We start from the raw sequence: 14947 nt of genomic DNA, 5'->3' as shown, positions 1-14947 counted from the left end.
TTTGCGCTAAAAACCTAGCGGTAAAGCGCGCGAAAACGGGCGGGGGACATCCCCGCCTTTTTGGTAAAAAACCGCGAAAAATATCCGGCATCCTGATAGCCCAATTCGTCGGCGATTTGCTGAATATGGATATCGGTGTAAATCAGGATGCGTTTGGCCTCTAACACCAGTCGGTTATGAACCACTTCAATCGCGGTCATTTCGACAACATCCTTGCTGATGCGGTTAAGCTGGGTTGTTGTTATGCCAAGATCGCGGGCGTAATAATCCAGCGGACGATGCTGGCGGTACTGGGTTTCAAGCTGGTTTTGAAACTTGCGAAATTTGGCGTTTTTCTGCTCTTGTCGCGACAGGCGCCCGTCGCGGTGAAGGTCGCCATGGCGGCCAAATTCAAGCAATAACAATCCGATAATATTGCGCAATGCAAACAGTCTGCCAATGGAATGCCCGTGATATTCGGCCACCAGTTGGCGGATCAGAAAATCGGCACGGGGCGGGTCGGTCATATGCGCCAGGTGAAGAGGATCGGGTTGGTTGGTGCCCTGTGGTGAATGGGTACTCGGCTGGGTAATTGGCACGCATAGCGGCACATCCAGGCAACTGTTTAGCCGAGGCACCATTGCCAGAATTTCGCGCACATGATCATCGGTTAAGGAAATAACCCAACCATCAATATCGCGGCTAAAGCGAAAGCCATGTACGGTGCCGGGGGGCACGGTTAGCATGGTTTGCGGGCCGATGGTGAATTGCCGGTCGTCAAATTCGATCCCGGCCTGTCCCCGGGTAATATAAAGCAACTGAAACAGGTTGGCGTGGCGGTGGGGCTGAATATGCATGTCATGCAGGCGCGAGCGCGACGGAATGGATTCCAGATGGAAAAACTCCGGTTCCTGTATCGCATTGCCATTCATGGCGATGTTTTCGCCATAAAGCCGATAAACCGGAATTGTTTCTCGCGTTGCAATCATTGTTCATTCAGCTTCGCATTTTTAGCTGTTTACCCACCTAACAGTGTGGGAACCAGCAATGTTAGCGCCGGAATAAAGATAATCAGGCTAATCCGCACGATTTCGGCGGCAAAAAACGGCATCACCCCCCGGAAAGTCTGACTCATGGGCACACCATCGGCCAGTGCGTTAATGATAAACACATTTAACCCCACCGGCGGCGTGATCAGGCCCAGTTCCACGACAATCAGGGCCAAAATACCGAACCAGATTTTAAGGTCTTCTGCCCCCATGCCATAGGCGGCGGTGGCCGCTGTGGCAAAATCGCCGCCATTGATGTTAACCAGTGCCGGCCAGAAAAACGGAATAACCACCACAATCATGGAAAGGCTTTCCATGAAGCAGCCCAGCACAATCAGGGCGAACAGCATCAGCACCATGACCAGCCACGGGTCCAGCCCGCTATGGGCGGCGGCATCGGCCATGAAGGCGGGCAGGCCGGCACGGCTGAAAAAACCTTTCAGAACTTCGGCCCCCAGCAGGATGAAAAAAATCATCGAACTGGTGACAGACGTATCGCGCAGCGCCTGTTTTAACCCGGTCAGGCTAAGCCCTTCTTTGCCACGCCAATGCATGAACAAGCCATAGGCCAGAATGGCAAAAACACCGACGCCAGCGGCGGGTGTCGGGGTAAATAAGCCCGCACCCAGCCCTAAAATAATCGCCCCGAAAATTGACATGACCGGGATCAGGCGCAACAGGGCCTGTTTGCGCTCGGCTGGGGGCATTGGGGCCGCAATCGGGGCCAGTTCGGGCTTTAAACGGACCTGAATGGCAATCACCAGCATGAAAAACACAACTGCGATCAGGCCAGGGATGATGGCGGCCTGAAACATCTGAATGATCGATGCTTCGACCGTGACGGCGTAAATGACCAGTGCAACGGACGGGGGGATGAGAATGCCCAATGTGCCGCCTGCGGCCAGTGTCCCGGTTGCCAGGCGGGGTGAATAATTTAACCGCCGCAATTCGGGCAGCGCCACCCGGCCCATGGTGGATGCCGTTGCCAGCGATGATCCGCAAACAGCGCCAAAACCGGCACAGGCCCCAATCGCTGCCATGGCAACACCGCCCCGGAACCGGCCCAGAATGGCATTTACCCCCTGAAACAGATCGCGCGACAGGTTGGCCTGGCTGGCAAGATACCCCATCAGCACAAAAAGCGGTACAACGGACAATTCATAGTTAGAAACAATGCCCCAAAGCAAAGATTTAAATTGTTGTAAATATGGTTCGAAGCGCAAAAACGGAAAAAAGATGCTGAGCACAAAGTTGCCGCCAATGCCAACGCCGATCATTGCCAAACCAACTGGAATGCGCAGGGCTAGCAGGAAAAACAAAACACCCAGTCCGCCAATGCCGATCAGTTCGCGTTCAGACATGGGCTTCTCTTTCAAAAATCTGGGTCATGCAAATCAGCGCCCACAGGAACATCGAAATAATACCGGGAATGTAAAAAGGCCAAAGCTGCCAGCCCAAAATGGCCGACATCGCATTGTCGCTTTGGACTTCCAGCAACCCGCGCACCATCATATAGCCCAGAAAAACGGCCAGAACGGTCATCAGCGTCGACGATACAACGTCAACAACGCGCCCGAACCATGACGGAAACAAATTCATAAAAACATCAACGGCGACATGGCCGTAACGGGTTTGGCAATAGGGGAACATCATCAAAGCAGCAGAGCTGACGGTGAGGCCAACGAAATCCTCGTAACCGAGAATGGCCGGGAAATGGCTGCCAAACAGGCGGGCAACCTTGTCGATGGCAAAGCCACCCACATTGACAATTGTTACCACGGCAATCAGCAAGGCCAGGACCCCGCCAAGAACGGCCAGCCCCGATGCAGATTGATATAACAGGCGTTTCATATCTCTGGACAATCTTGCTGGAAACAAACGCTCGGTAAAAAAGGGGACCACGCATGACGGCCATACATGGTCCCGGCGGTCTGTTTTATTCTTTGGTATGTTTCAGAACAGCCGCTTTGGCTTCTTCCACCAGGCTGGCCGCATTGGCGATCCCTTCAGAATTGGCTTCCTCGATCCAGCGATCGGTTACACCGGCGGATGCATCATCAAAAGTTTTCTTTTGTTCCGGGGTCAGTTCAATGATTTCGCCCTTGCCATTTCGGATCAGCTGTTTGCCAGCTTCCTCGACATCGTTCCAGACATCACCAGCGTGGGCGTAAAAATCGCGCCCGGTATTGTCATCAAGGATCTTTTTCAGGTCGTCAGGCAGGCTTTCATACCGGTCCTTGTTCATTGCCAGCAGGAAAACACTGGTGCCAAACCGTGAATTTGCCCCTTGCCCTTCGACGGAATAGGAAACCAGTTCGTTCAGTTTAAGCGGCCCGACAACTTCAAACGGCACCAGCCCGCCATCGACAACACCTAGCGACAGTGCCTGGGTTAATGCCGGAACCGGCATGCCAACAGGTTCGGCGCCCCAGCTTTCGATAACCCAGCTACCGGTGCGGGTCGGGGTGCGTAATTTCAGCCCCTTAACGTCGGCAACGGTATGGATTTCTTTTTGCGTGGTATGAATGGCCTGACCGGCATGGACATGCACCAGCAACGGATGAATGTCTTTAAGGTCCGGGGCCAGTTCGTCCATCATGTCATAAATGGCAAGGTTGGTGGCGCGCGCGTCGCCCAGGTGAACACCGGGGAGTTCGAATACTTCGGTTCGCGGAAAAACGCCAGGGGTATAACCTGGCAGGGTCCAGACGATATCGGCAACGCCATCGCGCACCTGTCGATAAAGTTCTGGCGGGTTACCGCCCATCGACATCGAGGGAAAAATTTCAAATTTGATCCGCCCGCCGGATTCTTTTTCGATTTTTTGGGTCCATGGCTCCAGCAAATCTTTCTGGATCGGGGCTTTGGGGCCTAAAAAATGTTGAATGGTCAGGGTGACTTCCTGCGCCTGTGCCCCAAAGGACATCAGGGTTGCAATTGCCGCCCCCGCAAGCAATTTCGTGACGTGTTTCATGTTTCCTCCTAAACGTCGCCGCCAATCCGTTAAATGGCTGGTTCCGCTGATAAACTCTGTTTTCCGGGAGTTTTTTTTACGGGCTTTTTTTATTGTTGATCGCAGCCATACAGGCGGCTGCCCCAATGAATGTTAAGCGACTCTAATATCATCGTAACGGTTATGTATAATGATATTGAAGCTGTTATTCATAACCAAATGATTATGTTTTTGGGGTTGAATGTGCCGCATGATGGCGGGCTGCTTCTTCGCGGATAACATTGATCAGCATTTCGACAGGGGGCGATGTTGGGGCATCGACCCTGGTTGTCAGGCCAACCGGGCCAAATGTATCGCTGGTATCAATCGGCAGTTCAACCAGCACGCCATCGGCAATATCGATGGCAACCGCGCCGTTCGAAATAATCCAGATCGCGTCTGTTTCGCGGGTAAAGGCACGGCCAAACGATGTTGAAACCGTTTCGATGCGGTCGGGCAGGGCACCAATGCCATAGGTAATCAACATGCGGTCCACCACCGTGCGGATGATCGCATTGGGTGGTGGCACCAGCACGGTGTAATCGCGAATTTTGGTCAGGTCCAGGTGTGCATCTGCCAATAACGGGTGGCCAGGGCGGACCACCAGCGAAATATGTTCGGAATATAAATGAATGAACGATAGCCCCGACATTTGATCAGGTTCGGCCAGACGACCGATCATGAGGTCCATTTCGCCCACCCGCAATTGCCCCATTAACACGGTGTTGGGCCCGGTAATGACTCGCAGGGTGGTGTTGGTGCCCAGTGATTTAAACCGTTTAAGTGCGGCGGGCATCACGGTGGCGGCAACAGTTGGTAATACACCAAGTGTAATTGTTAACCCGCCTTGTGCGCGCACCTGGCTGATGCTGTCCACCCCCTGGCGCAGGGCCGTTACACTGGCACCGGCATATCGCAAAAAAACCTTGCCATAATCGGTCAGGGTTACCCCCCGTTTGGAGCGGTCAAACAGCCGCGCATCAAGATGTTCTTCAAGTTCGCGAAGTGTTTTGGAAATGGCTGGCTGGGTAATGGCCAGCGTGTCGGCGGCCTTGACGACACTGCGTTGGCGCGCAACCTCCAAAAAGCAGGTCAGGTGGCGAAATTTAATACGGTGATCCAGCATATTGCGCCTCGGATGTCGGGGTTTTGACGATAATCATAGTTAAATGGTTATGCAAAAAGCGCAAATGCTCATTTTACATAACCAAAACTCCCTGACAAAGTGGCATCAACATATCAGGGTGGAAACAAATGACATTAAAAGTTGCCGATTTAAACGGAACGCACCTGCATTATGCCGATCAGGGCCGCCAGGATGCGCCAGTTCTGGTTTTTTCCAATTCATTGGGCACAGACCTTCGGATCTGGGATGATGTTGTTGCCATATTCGCCCCGACCTTTCGCGTTATCACCTATGATAAACGCGGGCATGGCCTGTCGGGCATTGGCGATGAACCATACAGCATCGACCTTCACACCCGCGATCTTGTTGCTTTGCTGGATCATCTTGGGGTCCACAGTGCCATTGTGTGCGGGCTTTCAGTTGGCGGGCTGATTGCGCAGCATCTGGCTGCGATTGCACCCGCACGGGTGCGCGGCCTGATATTATGTGATACCGCACCTAAAATTGGCGATGCCACGGGCTGGAACGCCCGGATTGATGCCATCACCAAAGGCGGCATGGATGTTATCGGCGACGCTGTTATTGAACGCTGGCTTTCAGAAAATTATCGCACCGGTCATCCCGCGATGTCTGCGCTTTATCGGGCGATGCTGGTTCGCACCCCGGTTGCCGGATATGGCGGCACCTGTGCGGCCCTGCGTGATGCTGATCTGACCACAACCACATCGGCACTGACCATCCCGGTTTTATGTGTTGGCGGGTCTGTGGATCAATCTACCCCGCCCGAATTGGTCCGGGCGATGGCAGATGGCATTCCTGGTGCGGGCTTTGCCCTGATTGACGGTGTTGGGCATTTGCCCCCGATTGAAGCCCCGCAAGAACTTTGCCGGTTGATTGATGGATTTATCAAGGAGAATTCCCTTGTCTGAGAACCGGTTTGAGCAAGGCATGAAAACCCGTCGGTCGGTTTTGGGGGACGCCCATGTGGATCGTGCATCCGCTGGAATTACCGAATTTGACGATTTTTTCCAGCGTTACATTACCGAAAATGTTTGGGGCACCGTGTGGGAAAACCCGGTTCTTTCCAAACGGGAACGCTCCATTGTGACAATTTCCCTGATGGCGGCACTGGGCCATGAAGAAGAACTGGCAATGCATTTGCGCGCCACCATTAATACCGGGGCCAGCCGCGATGACATTCGGGAAGTTTTAATGCATGTGGCAATTTACGCAGGCGTCCCGGCGGGGAATACGGCCTTTCGCATTGCCAAACAGGTTTTTGCCGAAATCGATAATAAAAAAGCAACCAAGGGAGAAACACAACCATGACGGGGTTTAAACCGCGTGACTGGAACAGTCATGCCCCCTATATCGCGCCGGGGTATAAATCGACCATTTTGCGTGGTCCTACCAAGCCGCTTGTTGCCATAAAACCCGGTTTATCCGAGGGCAGTGGCCCGGTATTTGCCCGGGCAGCGATACGCGATCTTGACTGGGATTTGACCCAAAACGGATGTGTGAACGGCGCGCCGATTGGGGAACGTATTGTGGTGCATGGCCGAGTGATTGACGGCGATGGTCGCCCGGTGCCCAATACCGTGATCGAGGTGTGGCAGGCCAATGCGTCGGGACGGTATGTTCATAAAATTGACCAGCACAACGCCCCGCTGGACCCCAATTTTCGCGGGTCTGGTCGCTGCATGTCTGATGAAAATGGTCATTATGTTTTCTATACCATTAAACCCGGTGCCTATCCGTGGGGAAACCATTTTAATGCGTGGCGGCCCAACCACATTCATTTGTCGCTGTTTGGGCCGGGCTTTGCCACACGGCTGGTAACGCAAATGTATTTCCCCGGCGATCCGTTGCTGGACCTTGACCCGATCTTTTTGGGCACACCCGACGCAGAAGCACGTAACCGGCTGGTCGCGAAATTTTCCATCGACAAAACCGAAGAAGGTTTCGCCCTGGGTTATCAGTTTAACATTGTCCTGCGTGGACGTTTCGCCACCCCGATGGAGGACTAAACCATGTCGTATGGAGAAACCCCGTCACAAACCGTCGGCCCCTATTTTGCCTATGGACTGACCCCGGTTCAGTATGGTTATGACTTTACCGATCTTGCCAATCATGTTGTTGCCGGGCCCGAAGCCACGGGCGAGCATATTCGTATTGTCGGGCAGGTTTTTGATGGCAACAATGCGCTGGTCGGCGATGCCATGATTGAAATCTGGCAGGCGGATCATGCGGGCCATTACACCAGCGAACCGGTTCGTATGGACAATGCCGGTTTTCGCGGGCTGGGCCGTTGCGGTACTGGCACAGATGGCGATAATCGTTTCATTTTTCACACCATAAAGCCGGGCTGCGTTGCTGATGCGGCTGCACCCTTTGTTAATGTGACGGTGTTTATGCGCGGTATGCTGACCCATGCCTTTACCCGGCTTTATTTTGCCGACGAAGCAAATGCCAATGCAGGCTGCCCGGTGTTGCAGGCCGTGCCCCAGGATCGGCGTGACACATTGATTGCGCAGCGGGTTGATACCCCGACCGGCCCGGAATACCGGTTTGATATTCATATGCAGGGTGAGTGCGAAACCGTGTTTTTCGACATCTGACCCCGCCTGTTTTTGCAATGCCGGTTGGCATTGTTTTTATTTCAAACGTATCGGCAGGTTTGTGCGCGCATACCGGCTTTGCGCCGTGCCGCGCGGTAAAAATCTGTCTCATGAACCGGGGAGAAATATTCTGTGGTTGCGCAATTCATGTCGTTAAAAGATGCCGTCGCCAGTTGTGTGCAGGATGGCGACACCATAGCGATGGAAGGTTTTACCCATCTTATTCCCCATGCGGCGGGGCACGAAATTATTCGCCAGGGCAAACGCGACCTGACCCTGATCCGCATGACACCCGATATGATCTATGATCAGCTGATCGGGGCGGGATGTGCCAAAAAGCTGATATTTTCATGGGGCGGAAATCCCGGTGTCGGGTCTTTGCACCGGTTGCGCGATGCCATTGAAAATGGCTGGCCGCGCAAGCTGGAGATCGAGGAACACAGCCACGCGGCCATGGCCAATGCCTATGATGCCGGGGCGGCCGGTTTGCCCTGTGCTGTGTTTAAGGGCTATCGCGGTGCGGAATTGCCACGGGTAAATCCGAACATCAAATTTATAAAATGCCCGTTTACTGGTGAAAGCCTGGCGGCAGTGCCCGCCATTCGCCCCGATGTTGCCGTGGTTCATGCGCAAAAGGCCAACAAAAGAGGCGATGTTTTGTTTGAAGGTATTGTGGGTGTGCAAAAGGAAGCGGTGCTGGCGGCGAAAAAGTCGATCATTACGGTCGAGGAAATTGTCGATGATTTTGCCGATATTCCGTTTAATGCCGTGATGTTGCCGAACTGGGCGATTTCAACAATTGTGCATGTGCCCGGTGGCGCGCATCCATCTTATGCGCAAGGCTATTACAAACGCGACAATGCCTTTTACAAGGCATGGGACAACATTGCCAATGATCGTGACAGCTTTGCCAACTGGATGGATCAGCACGTTATGAACGGCGGACCGGAAGATTTTGCAACACGCCTGAAAATGCAAAACGCCAAGGCAGAGGCCTGATCATGACCCATTATACCTCCACCGAAATGATGACCGTTACCGCCGCCCGGGCATTGACCAATGAAGATGTGTGTTTTGTTGGTATCGGCATGCCCTCTGCTGCCTGCAATCTGGCACGTTTAACCCATGCACCCGAAATTACCCTGATATATGAAAGCGGTACCATTGGCACAAAACCCGATATTTTGCCTCTGTCGATTGGCGATGGCGAATTGTGCGAAACGGCGGTCAATACTGTGCCGGTTACCGAAATGTTTCGTTATTGGTTACAGGGCGGTAAAATCTCGGTCGGGTTTTTAGGCGCAGCCCAGCTTGATAAATACGGCAATATCAACACCACCGTAATTGGCGATTACGATAAACCCAAGGTTCGGTTGCCGGGTGGCGGAGGGGCGCCTGAAATTGCGACCAGTTGCGGCGAGATATTTTTGGTGATGAAACAAAGCAAACGCGGCTTTGTTGAAAAAATCGATTTTGTAACCTCGCTTGGCTATGGCAAGGGCGGCGATGATCGGGCAAGTTATGGTGTAACAACCAAAGGGCCTTCGCGCCTGATTACCGATTTGTGCATCATGGAACCGCATCCGAACGACAAGCATTTTATCGTTACATCAATCCATCCGGGTATCAGCCGCGACGATATTATCGCCGCAACCGGCTGGCAGGTGGAGTTTGCCGATGAAATTGCCCAAACGCTGGTGCCGTCTGACCATGAACTGCAAATTTTGCGCGACCTGCATGCACGCACCAACGCCGCACACGAGGGGCAATAAAGAATGACCGAAGCCTATATTTGCGATTATATCCGCACCCCGATTGGCCGGTTCGGCGGGGTGCTGTCATCGGTGCGCGCCGACGATCTGGCGGCCATCCCCTTGCGGGCCTTGTGCGAACGTAACCCCAATGTTGATTTTGCCGCGATTGACGATGTTATTTTTGGCTGTGCCAATCAGGCGGGCGAGGATAACCGCAACGTTGCCCGGATGGCTGTGTTGCTGGCCGGCTTGCCTGAAAATGTGACCGGCACCACGGTAAACCGTTTATGCGGGTCAGGCATGGATGCCATTATGATGGCGGCCCGCGCGATCAAGGCGGGCGAAGCCGATATGTTGATTGCGGGCGGTGTTGAAAGCATGTCACGCGCCCCGTTTGTGATGCCAAAGGCCGGTTCGGCCTTTTCGCGCAATGCCGAAATTTACGATACCACCATTGGCTGGCGCTTTGTTAACCCGGTGATGAAAAAGCAATACGGCGTTGAATCAATGCCCGAAACTGGCGAAAACGTGGCCGAGGATTTCGGCATTTCACGCACCGATCAGGATGCCTTTGCTGCCCGTTCGCAAGACAAGGCGGTTGCCGCACAGGAAAATGGCACCCTGGCTGAGGAAATTGTTGCGGTAAGTATTCGCCAGCGCAAGGGCGATACCATTATTATTGATCGCGATGAACATCCACGCCCGGGCACCACGGCCGAAAAACTGGCAAAACTGCCCACCCCGTTTCGCGAAGGCGGTTCGGTGACAGCGGGCAATGCATCGGGGGTTAATGACGGGGCGGCAGCCTTGATTATTGCCTCCGAAGCGGCCATCAAAAAATATGGGCTGACCCCGATTGCCCGTATTATTGGCGGGGCCACGGCCGGGGTGCCGCCGCGCATTATGGGGTTTGGCCCGGCACCGGCCAGCAAAAAACTGATGGCACGTTACGGGATGGCGATTGATCAGTTTGATGTCATTGAACTAAACGAAGCCTTTGCATCCCAAGGCTTGGCGACATTGCGCGATTTGGGCATTGCCGATGATGATGCCCGTGTGAACCCCAATGGCGGGGCCATTGCCCTGGGGCACCCGTTGGGCATGTCGGGCGCACGCATTACCGGCACCGCCGCACGCCAGTTAAAACGGGCGGGTGGCACATATGGGCTGGCAACCATGTGCATCGGGGTCGGGCAGGGCATCGCCATTGCAATCGAAGCGGTATAACCTTTTTTGGTGTGCCGTGCTGCGATGCAAACCCGCGTCAGACGCCTTGATTGAATTAACATCACCATCATGCTGGTTTTGCCGGTATGATGGTGTTTGCATTTTTGTAACGGGGAAGATCATGAGCCTGTCACCTTTTGATTCCGCCCTGCTTGGCCCCCTTTTTGCCGATGCGGAAATCGCGGCTTATTTTTGCGATGAGTCCGTTATTGCCGCGATGGTGCTGTTTGAAGCTGCCCTTGCCAGTGCGCAGGCGCAGGCCGGGATCATCCCCGAAACAGCGGCAAAACGCATTGGCGATGTTTGCCGCGATTTTACCCCCGATCCGGCATCGCTTGCCGCCTCAACGGCTAGCACCGGGGTGCCTGTGCCAGGCCTGGTCAAGGCGTTAAAGGCCGAAATTGGCGGCGATGATGCCCGCTATGTACATTTTGGTGCCACCAGCCAGGATGTTGTGGACACGGCATTGGTGCTGCGGATGCGCGATGTGATTGCGCTATTGCGGCAGCGCCTGCGCAAGGTCATCAAATCACTGATGGTCATCTCGCAGGATCATCGCCAAACCGTTATGGCCGGGCGTACCCGCAGCCAGCAGGCGGTGCCGACAACCTTTGGTTTAAAGGCCGCAGGGTGGCTGTTGCCACTGGTGCGGCTGGATCATCAACTGGTGGTGGCCTCACGGCAATTCTTGCGGTTGTCCTTTGGCGGCGCATCGGGAACATTGGCTTCTCTGGGCGTTGACGGGGCCAGTGTGGAACGTTATCTGGCCAATGAACTGGGTTTGGGGACGACCGAAATGCCGTGGCACAGCCAGCGCGATGTTGTGATTGAACTGGCATCAAAGTTAACGATGTTAACCGGGGCGTTGGGTAAAATTGGCCAGGATCTGGTTTTGCTGGCACAGTCCGAAATTGCCGAGGTTACACCGGCAGGCGGCGGTGGGTCATCGACCATGCCGCATAAGTCAAACCCGATTGCTGCCGAAATGCTGGTCACACTGGCACGGTTCAGCGCGACCCAGATGTCGCATATGTATCATTCGCAAATTCACGAACATGAACGTAGCGGTACGGCCTGGTTGTTAGAATGGCTCAGCTTGCCGGAAATTGTTATGGCAAGTGGTAAATCACTGGCGCTGGCGGTGGAACTGGTGCCGTCTTTGCACATCAATGCCGCAAAAATGCGTGAAAATATGGAAATTTCGCACGGTGCCATGCTGGCCGAAGCCGCCACCTTTGCCCTTGTCAATCATATGGCGCGCGATGGTGCTGATCAGCTGGTTAAACAGGCTATTGCCCAATCGCAGCACAATCACAGCAACATGTTTGATGAATTGCCGAAATTAACCGATGCACCGGTTGATTGGGACCATGTTCGTGACCCGGCCAATTATGTCGGCATGAGCAATCATTATATCGACCGCGTTATTGGCGTGGCCCAGCGCGCATTGGCCGAAAGCGGATAGTCATCGCGCGAAACTGCCTGTTACCGGGCAAAGGCTCAAATATTTGGGGCAGGGCGGGTTACAAACGCAACCCGCCCTTTGTTTCAATGGAGCGGTCTTTACAGGGGCGGTTTATTCACCGGCCTGTGCGGTATCAAAAAAGTCCATTTCCAGTTTGGTGGCCTTGGCAAAACTGGCCTGGCAGGCCGCACGTTCGATGTCGGTTAAATCGGGACCGATGGTGTCGAGCTGGCCGTTTAAATAGGCAACCACGCTTTCAAAATATGCGCCGGTATGCAGATCAATCCATTCCGAAAACCAGAAATCAGACGGCGGATTTGTCGGAACCGATTTTGCCACCCGGCTTGCCCAGCCCAGATAGGTGCCTTCGGCCACCGCAAGAACGGCAATCATATTGGCATAGGATGCACTTTGCAGGGCGTCGGCCATCAGGTCTTTAAAACCTTTGGTCGCGTCCCAGTCCGGTGTGCCAAAACGCTGATTGTTGCGCACGCCAAGGGCGGTGAAACAGCGTTCAAAATAGGTGTTTTCCTTGCCCGTGATCAGGGCCAGAAACTGGCAACCGGGAATACGATCGGCAAGGGTTGGTGCACGCGATACGGCACCGGCCAGAAGGGCCACAAAACGGTCTAGAAACCGGTGGTCCTGAACCAGATAACGGCGCAGGTTTTCGGTAGGAACCTGGCCCTGCCCCCAGGCATCGGTGAAGGGATGACAGGTAACCGCGTGCCAGTCATCGGCAACCGTTGACATCAGCCATTGTGAAAACCCCTGTTTCGGGTTTGCGTCGTGCCATTCGGGCCAATCCATGAACGAACCGGCAGGTGTAGAACCAGACATAGACCAATCTCCAGATGCAATACCGTAATATGGCTAGCATGGGGGAAATGTTCCCGCAACCGGCATGAAAATGGTGCGTGACCTTGATCTCACAATTTGAAGATTGGAACCTCTCAAAATTCTACACGGAAATGTGAGAAAATAACATTTGTAAAACATAATTTGTTAATATAAAAATATCACAGTCAGTTATTGGAGGGTACTATGTCGAACATTGGAAATCTGGACCGGATCCTGAGGCTTGTTGTCGGGATTGTGTTGCTGGTGGTGCCGTTTTTCCTGGCAGGTGAGGCCGGTGTGATGGCCGCGATGGGTGGTTTTGCCTGGGTGTCGATGCTGGTTGGTGTGGTGTTGGCCGCAACCGCGATTTTCCGTTTTTGCCCCGCTTACTGGATATTTGGTATCCGTACTTGCAAAATCGGCAGTGATACAAAATCGACCGGGGCCGTAAAATGACAATTCGAGAAGCCAGGCCTGATGCCGAAATTGCGTCACGCGCTCCGCTTGTGAAAGCCTTTTTTGACCCTGCAACCTTTACCGTCAGCTATGTTGTGCGCGATCCGCAATCGCCCGCATGTGCCATTGTCGATAGTGTGCTAGATTACGACCCGGCAGCGGGGCGGACCAGCCACACATCGGCAGATGCGATTGTTGCCTATGTGCGCGACAATCATCTGACAGTTGAGTGGATCCTTGAAACCCATGTTCATGCCGATCATTTGTCTGCCGCCCCGTATCTAAAACAAAAGTTGGGTGGGAAGATGGCAATTGGCGCGCATATTACCGTGGTTCAGGACACGTTTGGCAAAATATTCAATGCCGGAACCGAATTTGCGCGCGATGGTCGCCAGTTTGACAGGCTGTTAAATGACGGTGACCAATTTGACATTGGTGCCTTGCAGGGCCGTGCTATCCACACGCCCGGCCATACCCCGGCCTGCATGTCTTATCTGATCGGTGATGCCGTGTTTGTGGGCGACACATTGTTCATGCCCGATTACGGCACAGCACGCTGTGACTTTCCCGGTGGTGATGCGCATATGCTCTATCAATCTGCCCGGCGGTTGCTGGCATTGCCGGGCGAAACCCGCATGTTTATGTGCCACGATTACAAGGCACCGGGACGCGATGATTATTGCTGGGAAACCACCGTTGCCGAAGAACGCTCAAATAACATTCATCTAAATGAAGATGTTAGTGAAGATGAATTTGTCAGCATGCGCACAGATCGCGATGCCACATTGGGTATGCCTCGGCTTATTTTACCCTCTGTTCAGGTAAATATGCGCGCCGGGGAGTTGCCACCAGCCGAAGATAATGGCATCCGTTATATCAAGGTGCCGCTGAATGTTCTCTAGGCCGTAACCTCTGGTTCTGGCCCTGTGGACATTTGCGACAATGATATAACACAAAGGAATGCCATATAATGAAACGTCTGAGTGATGATCTGACCGTATCGCCGCAAGTTCCGCTTGAAGCCATTCCGGCCATTGCGGATGCGGGCTTTAAAACGATTATATGCAACCGCCCGGATCAGGAAGATCCCGATCAGCCTTCTTTTGACGAAATAAGCGCAAAAGCCAAAGAGTGCGATCTTGAAGCTGTGTTTTTGCCAGTTGTGAGCGGCAATGTTCAGGATTCCGATGTTGATGCTTTCATTGCGGCCCTTGCCACTGTCAGAAAACCTGTTTTCGCCTATTGTCGTACCGGAACGCGCTGCACCATTTTATGGTCGCTTGCCAATGCCGGTAACATGACCACGTCTGAAATTATCAGTGCTGCGGCCAATGCCGGGTACGATATGGCAGGTTTGGCCCCGCGGATCGACGCGCGTCGCTAAAACAATGTCAGTGTCTTGGACTGGCGGGCATTTATGCCGGTACCGGGCCTGATCCGT

At 53.7% G+C, this 14947-nt stretch carries 17 protein-coding genes; 11 read left to right on the top strand and 6 right to left on the bottom strand.

Translation table 11 applies throughout. The features are described from left to right. Window positions 1–14: 14 nt before the first annotated feature. The 5 genes from AAC086_RS12850 to pcaQ all read right to left on the bottom strand — a co-directional run bounded on the left by AAC086_RS12850 (window position 15) and on the right by pcaQ (window position 5146). A complete protein-coding gene (locus AAC086_RS12850; RefSeq protein WP_339779092.1) occupies window positions 15–968 on the bottom strand; it encodes a helix-turn-helix domain-containing protein in 954 nt (317 codons plus the stop codon). 29 nt (window positions 969–997) lie between these two features. Beyond that, the gene (locus tag AAC086_RS12845) at window positions 998–2389 is read right to left on the bottom strand and encodes a TRAP transporter large permease (RefSeq protein WP_339779091.1); all 1392 of its coding nucleotides are present in this window, start codon (window positions 2387–2389) and stop codon (window positions 998–1000) included. Continuing rightward, window positions 2382–2879, bottom strand: a complete 498-nt coding sequence (locus tag AAC086_RS12840; protein WP_339779089.1) for a TRAP transporter small permease — start codon at window positions 2877–2879, stop codon at window positions 2382–2384. The genes AAC086_RS12845 and AAC086_RS12840 overlap by 8 nt, the downstream gene beginning before the upstream one ends. A gap of 85 nt (window positions 2880–2964) precedes the next feature. After that, on the bottom strand, window positions 2965–4002 hold the full coding sequence (locus AAC086_RS12835; RefSeq protein WP_339779087.1) for a TRAP transporter substrate-binding protein: 1038 nt from the start codon (window positions 4000–4002) through the stop codon (window positions 2965–2967). A gap of 202 nt (window positions 4003–4204) precedes the next feature. Then, window positions 4205–5146 (bottom strand): pca operon transcription factor PcaQ, encoded by a 942-nt coding sequence (pcaQ, locus tag AAC086_RS12830; protein WP_339779085.1) that lies wholly within the window; start codon window positions 5144–5146, stop codon window positions 4205–4207. 128 nt (window positions 5147–5274) lie between these two features. On the opposite strand from pcaQ, the gene pcaD reads away from it, so the two are divergent. From pcaD to AAC086_RS12790, 8 genes are all read left to right on the top strand, one after another. Then, entirely contained in the window at window positions 5275–6075 is an 801-nt protein-coding gene (pcaD, locus tag AAC086_RS12825) for a 3-oxoadipate enol-lactonase (protein ID WP_339779083.1), read from the top strand. Continuing rightward, window positions 6068–6475 (top strand): 4-carboxymuconolactone decarboxylase, encoded by a 408-nt coding sequence (gene pcaC / locus AAC086_RS12820; protein WP_339779080.1) that lies wholly within the window; start codon window positions 6068–6070, stop codon window positions 6473–6475. Before pcaD ends, pcaC begins: the two co-directional genes overlap by 8 nt. Beyond that, the gene (pcaH, locus tag AAC086_RS12815; RefSeq protein WP_339779079.1) at window positions 6472–7173 is read left to right on the top strand and encodes a protocatechuate 3,4-dioxygenase subunit beta; all 702 of its coding nucleotides are present in this window, start codon (window positions 6472–6474) and stop codon (window positions 7171–7173) included. The genes pcaC and pcaH overlap by 4 nt, the downstream gene beginning before the upstream one ends. Window positions 7174–7176: 3 nt before the next feature. Further along, window positions 7177–7764, top strand: coding sequence for a protocatechuate 3,4-dioxygenase subunit alpha (gene pcaG, locus AAC086_RS12810; protein WP_339779078.1), 588 nt, complete (start codon window positions 7177–7179; stop codon window positions 7762–7764). 132 nt (window positions 7765–7896) lie between these two features. Next, window positions 7897–8763: a CoA-transferase gene (locus AAC086_RS12805; RefSeq protein ID WP_339779077.1), complete on the top strand. Its 867-nt coding sequence runs from the start codon at window positions 7897–7899 to the stop codon at window positions 8761–8763. 2 nt (window positions 8764–8765) lie between these two features. Further along, on the top strand, window positions 8766–9536 hold the full coding sequence (locus AAC086_RS12800; RefSeq protein WP_339779076.1) for a CoA-transferase subunit beta: 771 nt from the start codon (window positions 8766–8768) through the stop codon (window positions 9534–9536). A gap of 3 nt (window positions 9537–9539) precedes the next feature. After that, window positions 9540–10745 (top strand): 3-oxoadipyl-CoA thiolase, encoded by a 1206-nt coding sequence (pcaF, locus tag AAC086_RS12795; protein WP_339779075.1) that lies wholly within the window; start codon window positions 9540–9542, stop codon window positions 10743–10745. A 121-nt stretch (window positions 10746–10866) separates the two neighbouring features. Continuing rightward, window positions 10867–12210 (top strand): 3-carboxy-cis,cis-muconate cycloisomerase, encoded by a 1344-nt coding sequence (locus tag AAC086_RS12790; RefSeq protein ID WP_339779073.1) that lies wholly within the window; start codon window positions 10867–10869, stop codon window positions 12208–12210. 111 nt (window positions 12211–12321) lie between these two features. Here AAC086_RS12790 and AAC086_RS12785 read toward each other — a convergent pair whose 3' ends face one another. Continuing rightward, on the bottom strand, window positions 12322–13050 hold the full coding sequence (locus tag AAC086_RS12785) for a TenA family protein (RefSeq protein ID WP_339779072.1): 729 nt from the start codon (window positions 13048–13050) through the stop codon (window positions 12322–12324). A 204-nt stretch (window positions 13051–13254) separates the two neighbouring features. On the opposite strand from AAC086_RS12785, the gene AAC086_RS12780 reads away from it, so the two are divergent. The 3 genes from AAC086_RS12780 to AAC086_RS12770 all read left to right on the top strand — a co-directional run bounded on the left by AAC086_RS12780 (window position 13255) and on the right by AAC086_RS12770 (window position 14890). Then, window positions 13255–13506 carry a DUF2892 domain-containing protein gene (locus AAC086_RS12780; RefSeq protein WP_339779071.1) on the top strand — a complete coding sequence of 84 codons (252 nt, stop codon included), beginning with the start codon at window positions 13255–13257 and terminating at the stop codon, window positions 13504–13506. Further along, entirely contained in the window at window positions 13503–14408 is a 906-nt protein-coding gene (locus tag AAC086_RS12775; RefSeq protein WP_339779070.1) for an MBL fold metallo-hydrolase, read from the top strand. Before AAC086_RS12780 ends, AAC086_RS12775 begins: the two co-directional genes overlap by 4 nt. 68 nt (window positions 14409–14476) lie before the next feature. Next, window positions 14477–14890 (top strand): TIGR01244 family sulfur transferase, encoded by a 414-nt coding sequence (locus tag AAC086_RS12770; RefSeq protein WP_339779068.1) that lies wholly within the window; start codon window positions 14477–14479, stop codon window positions 14888–14890. Window positions 14891–14947 lie beyond the last annotated feature (57 nt).

This window comes from uncultured Thalassospira sp. (assembly GCF_963976115.1).
Classification (GTDB): Bacteria; Pseudomonadota; Alphaproteobacteria; order Rhodospirillales; family Thalassospiraceae; genus Thalassospira.
This window is presented reverse-complemented; position numbering and strand designations above follow the sequence as displayed.

Excerpts from the sequence above, each read along its gene's own strand:
- AAC086_RS12780 (WP_339779071.1), top strand. The coding sequence starts at position 13,255 with ATGTCGAACATTGGAAATCTGGACCGGATCCTGAGGCTTGTTGTCGGG.
- pcaQ (WP_339779085.1), bottom strand. The coding sequence starts at position 5,146 with ATGCTGGATCACCGTATTAAATTTCGCCACCTGACCTGCTTTTTGGAG.
- AAC086_RS12800 (WP_339779076.1), top strand. The coding sequence starts at position 8,766 with ATGACCCATTATACCTCCACCGAAATGATGACCGTTACCGCCGCCCGG.
- AAC086_RS12785 (WP_339779072.1), bottom strand. The coding sequence starts at position 13,050 with ATGTCTGGTTCTACACCTGCCGGTTCGTTCATGGATTGGCCCGAATGG.
- AAC086_RS12775 (WP_339779070.1), top strand. The coding sequence starts at position 13,503 with ATGACAATTCGAGAAGCCAGGCCTGATGCCGAAATTGCGTCACGCGCT.
- pcaG (WP_339779078.1), top strand. The coding sequence starts at position 7,177 with ATGTCGTATGGAGAAACCCCGTCACAAACCGTCGGCCCCTATTTTGCC.
- pcaD (WP_339779083.1), top strand. The coding sequence starts at position 5,275 with ATGACATTAAAAGTTGCCGATTTAAACGGAACGCACCTGCATTATGCC.
- AAC086_RS12845 (WP_339779091.1), bottom strand. The coding sequence starts at position 2,389 with ATGTCTGAACGCGAACTGATCGGCATTGGCGGACTGGGTGTTTTGTTT.
- AAC086_RS12835 (WP_339779087.1), bottom strand. The coding sequence starts at position 4,002 with ATGAAACACGTCACGAAATTGCTTGCGGGGGCGGCAATTGCAACCCTG.
- AAC086_RS12790 (WP_339779073.1), top strand. The coding sequence starts at position 10,867 with ATGAGCCTGTCACCTTTTGATTCCGCCCTGCTTGGCCCCCTTTTTGCC.
- AAC086_RS12770 (WP_339779068.1), top strand. The coding sequence starts at position 14,477 with ATGAAACGTCTGAGTGATGATCTGACCGTATCGCCGCAAGTTCCGCTT.
- pcaH (WP_339779079.1), top strand. The coding sequence starts at position 6,472 with ATGACGGGGTTTAAACCGCGTGACTGGAACAGTCATGCCCCCTATATC.
- AAC086_RS12840 (WP_339779089.1), bottom strand. The coding sequence starts at position 2,879 with ATGAAACGCCTGTTATATCAATCTGCATCGGGGCTGGCCGTTCTTGGC.
- pcaF (WP_339779075.1), top strand. The coding sequence starts at position 9,540 with ATGACCGAAGCCTATATTTGCGATTATATCCGCACCCCGATTGGCCGG.
- AAC086_RS12850 (WP_339779092.1), bottom strand. The coding sequence starts at position 968 with ATGATTGCAACGCGAGAAACAATTCCGGTTTATCGGCTTTATGGCGAA.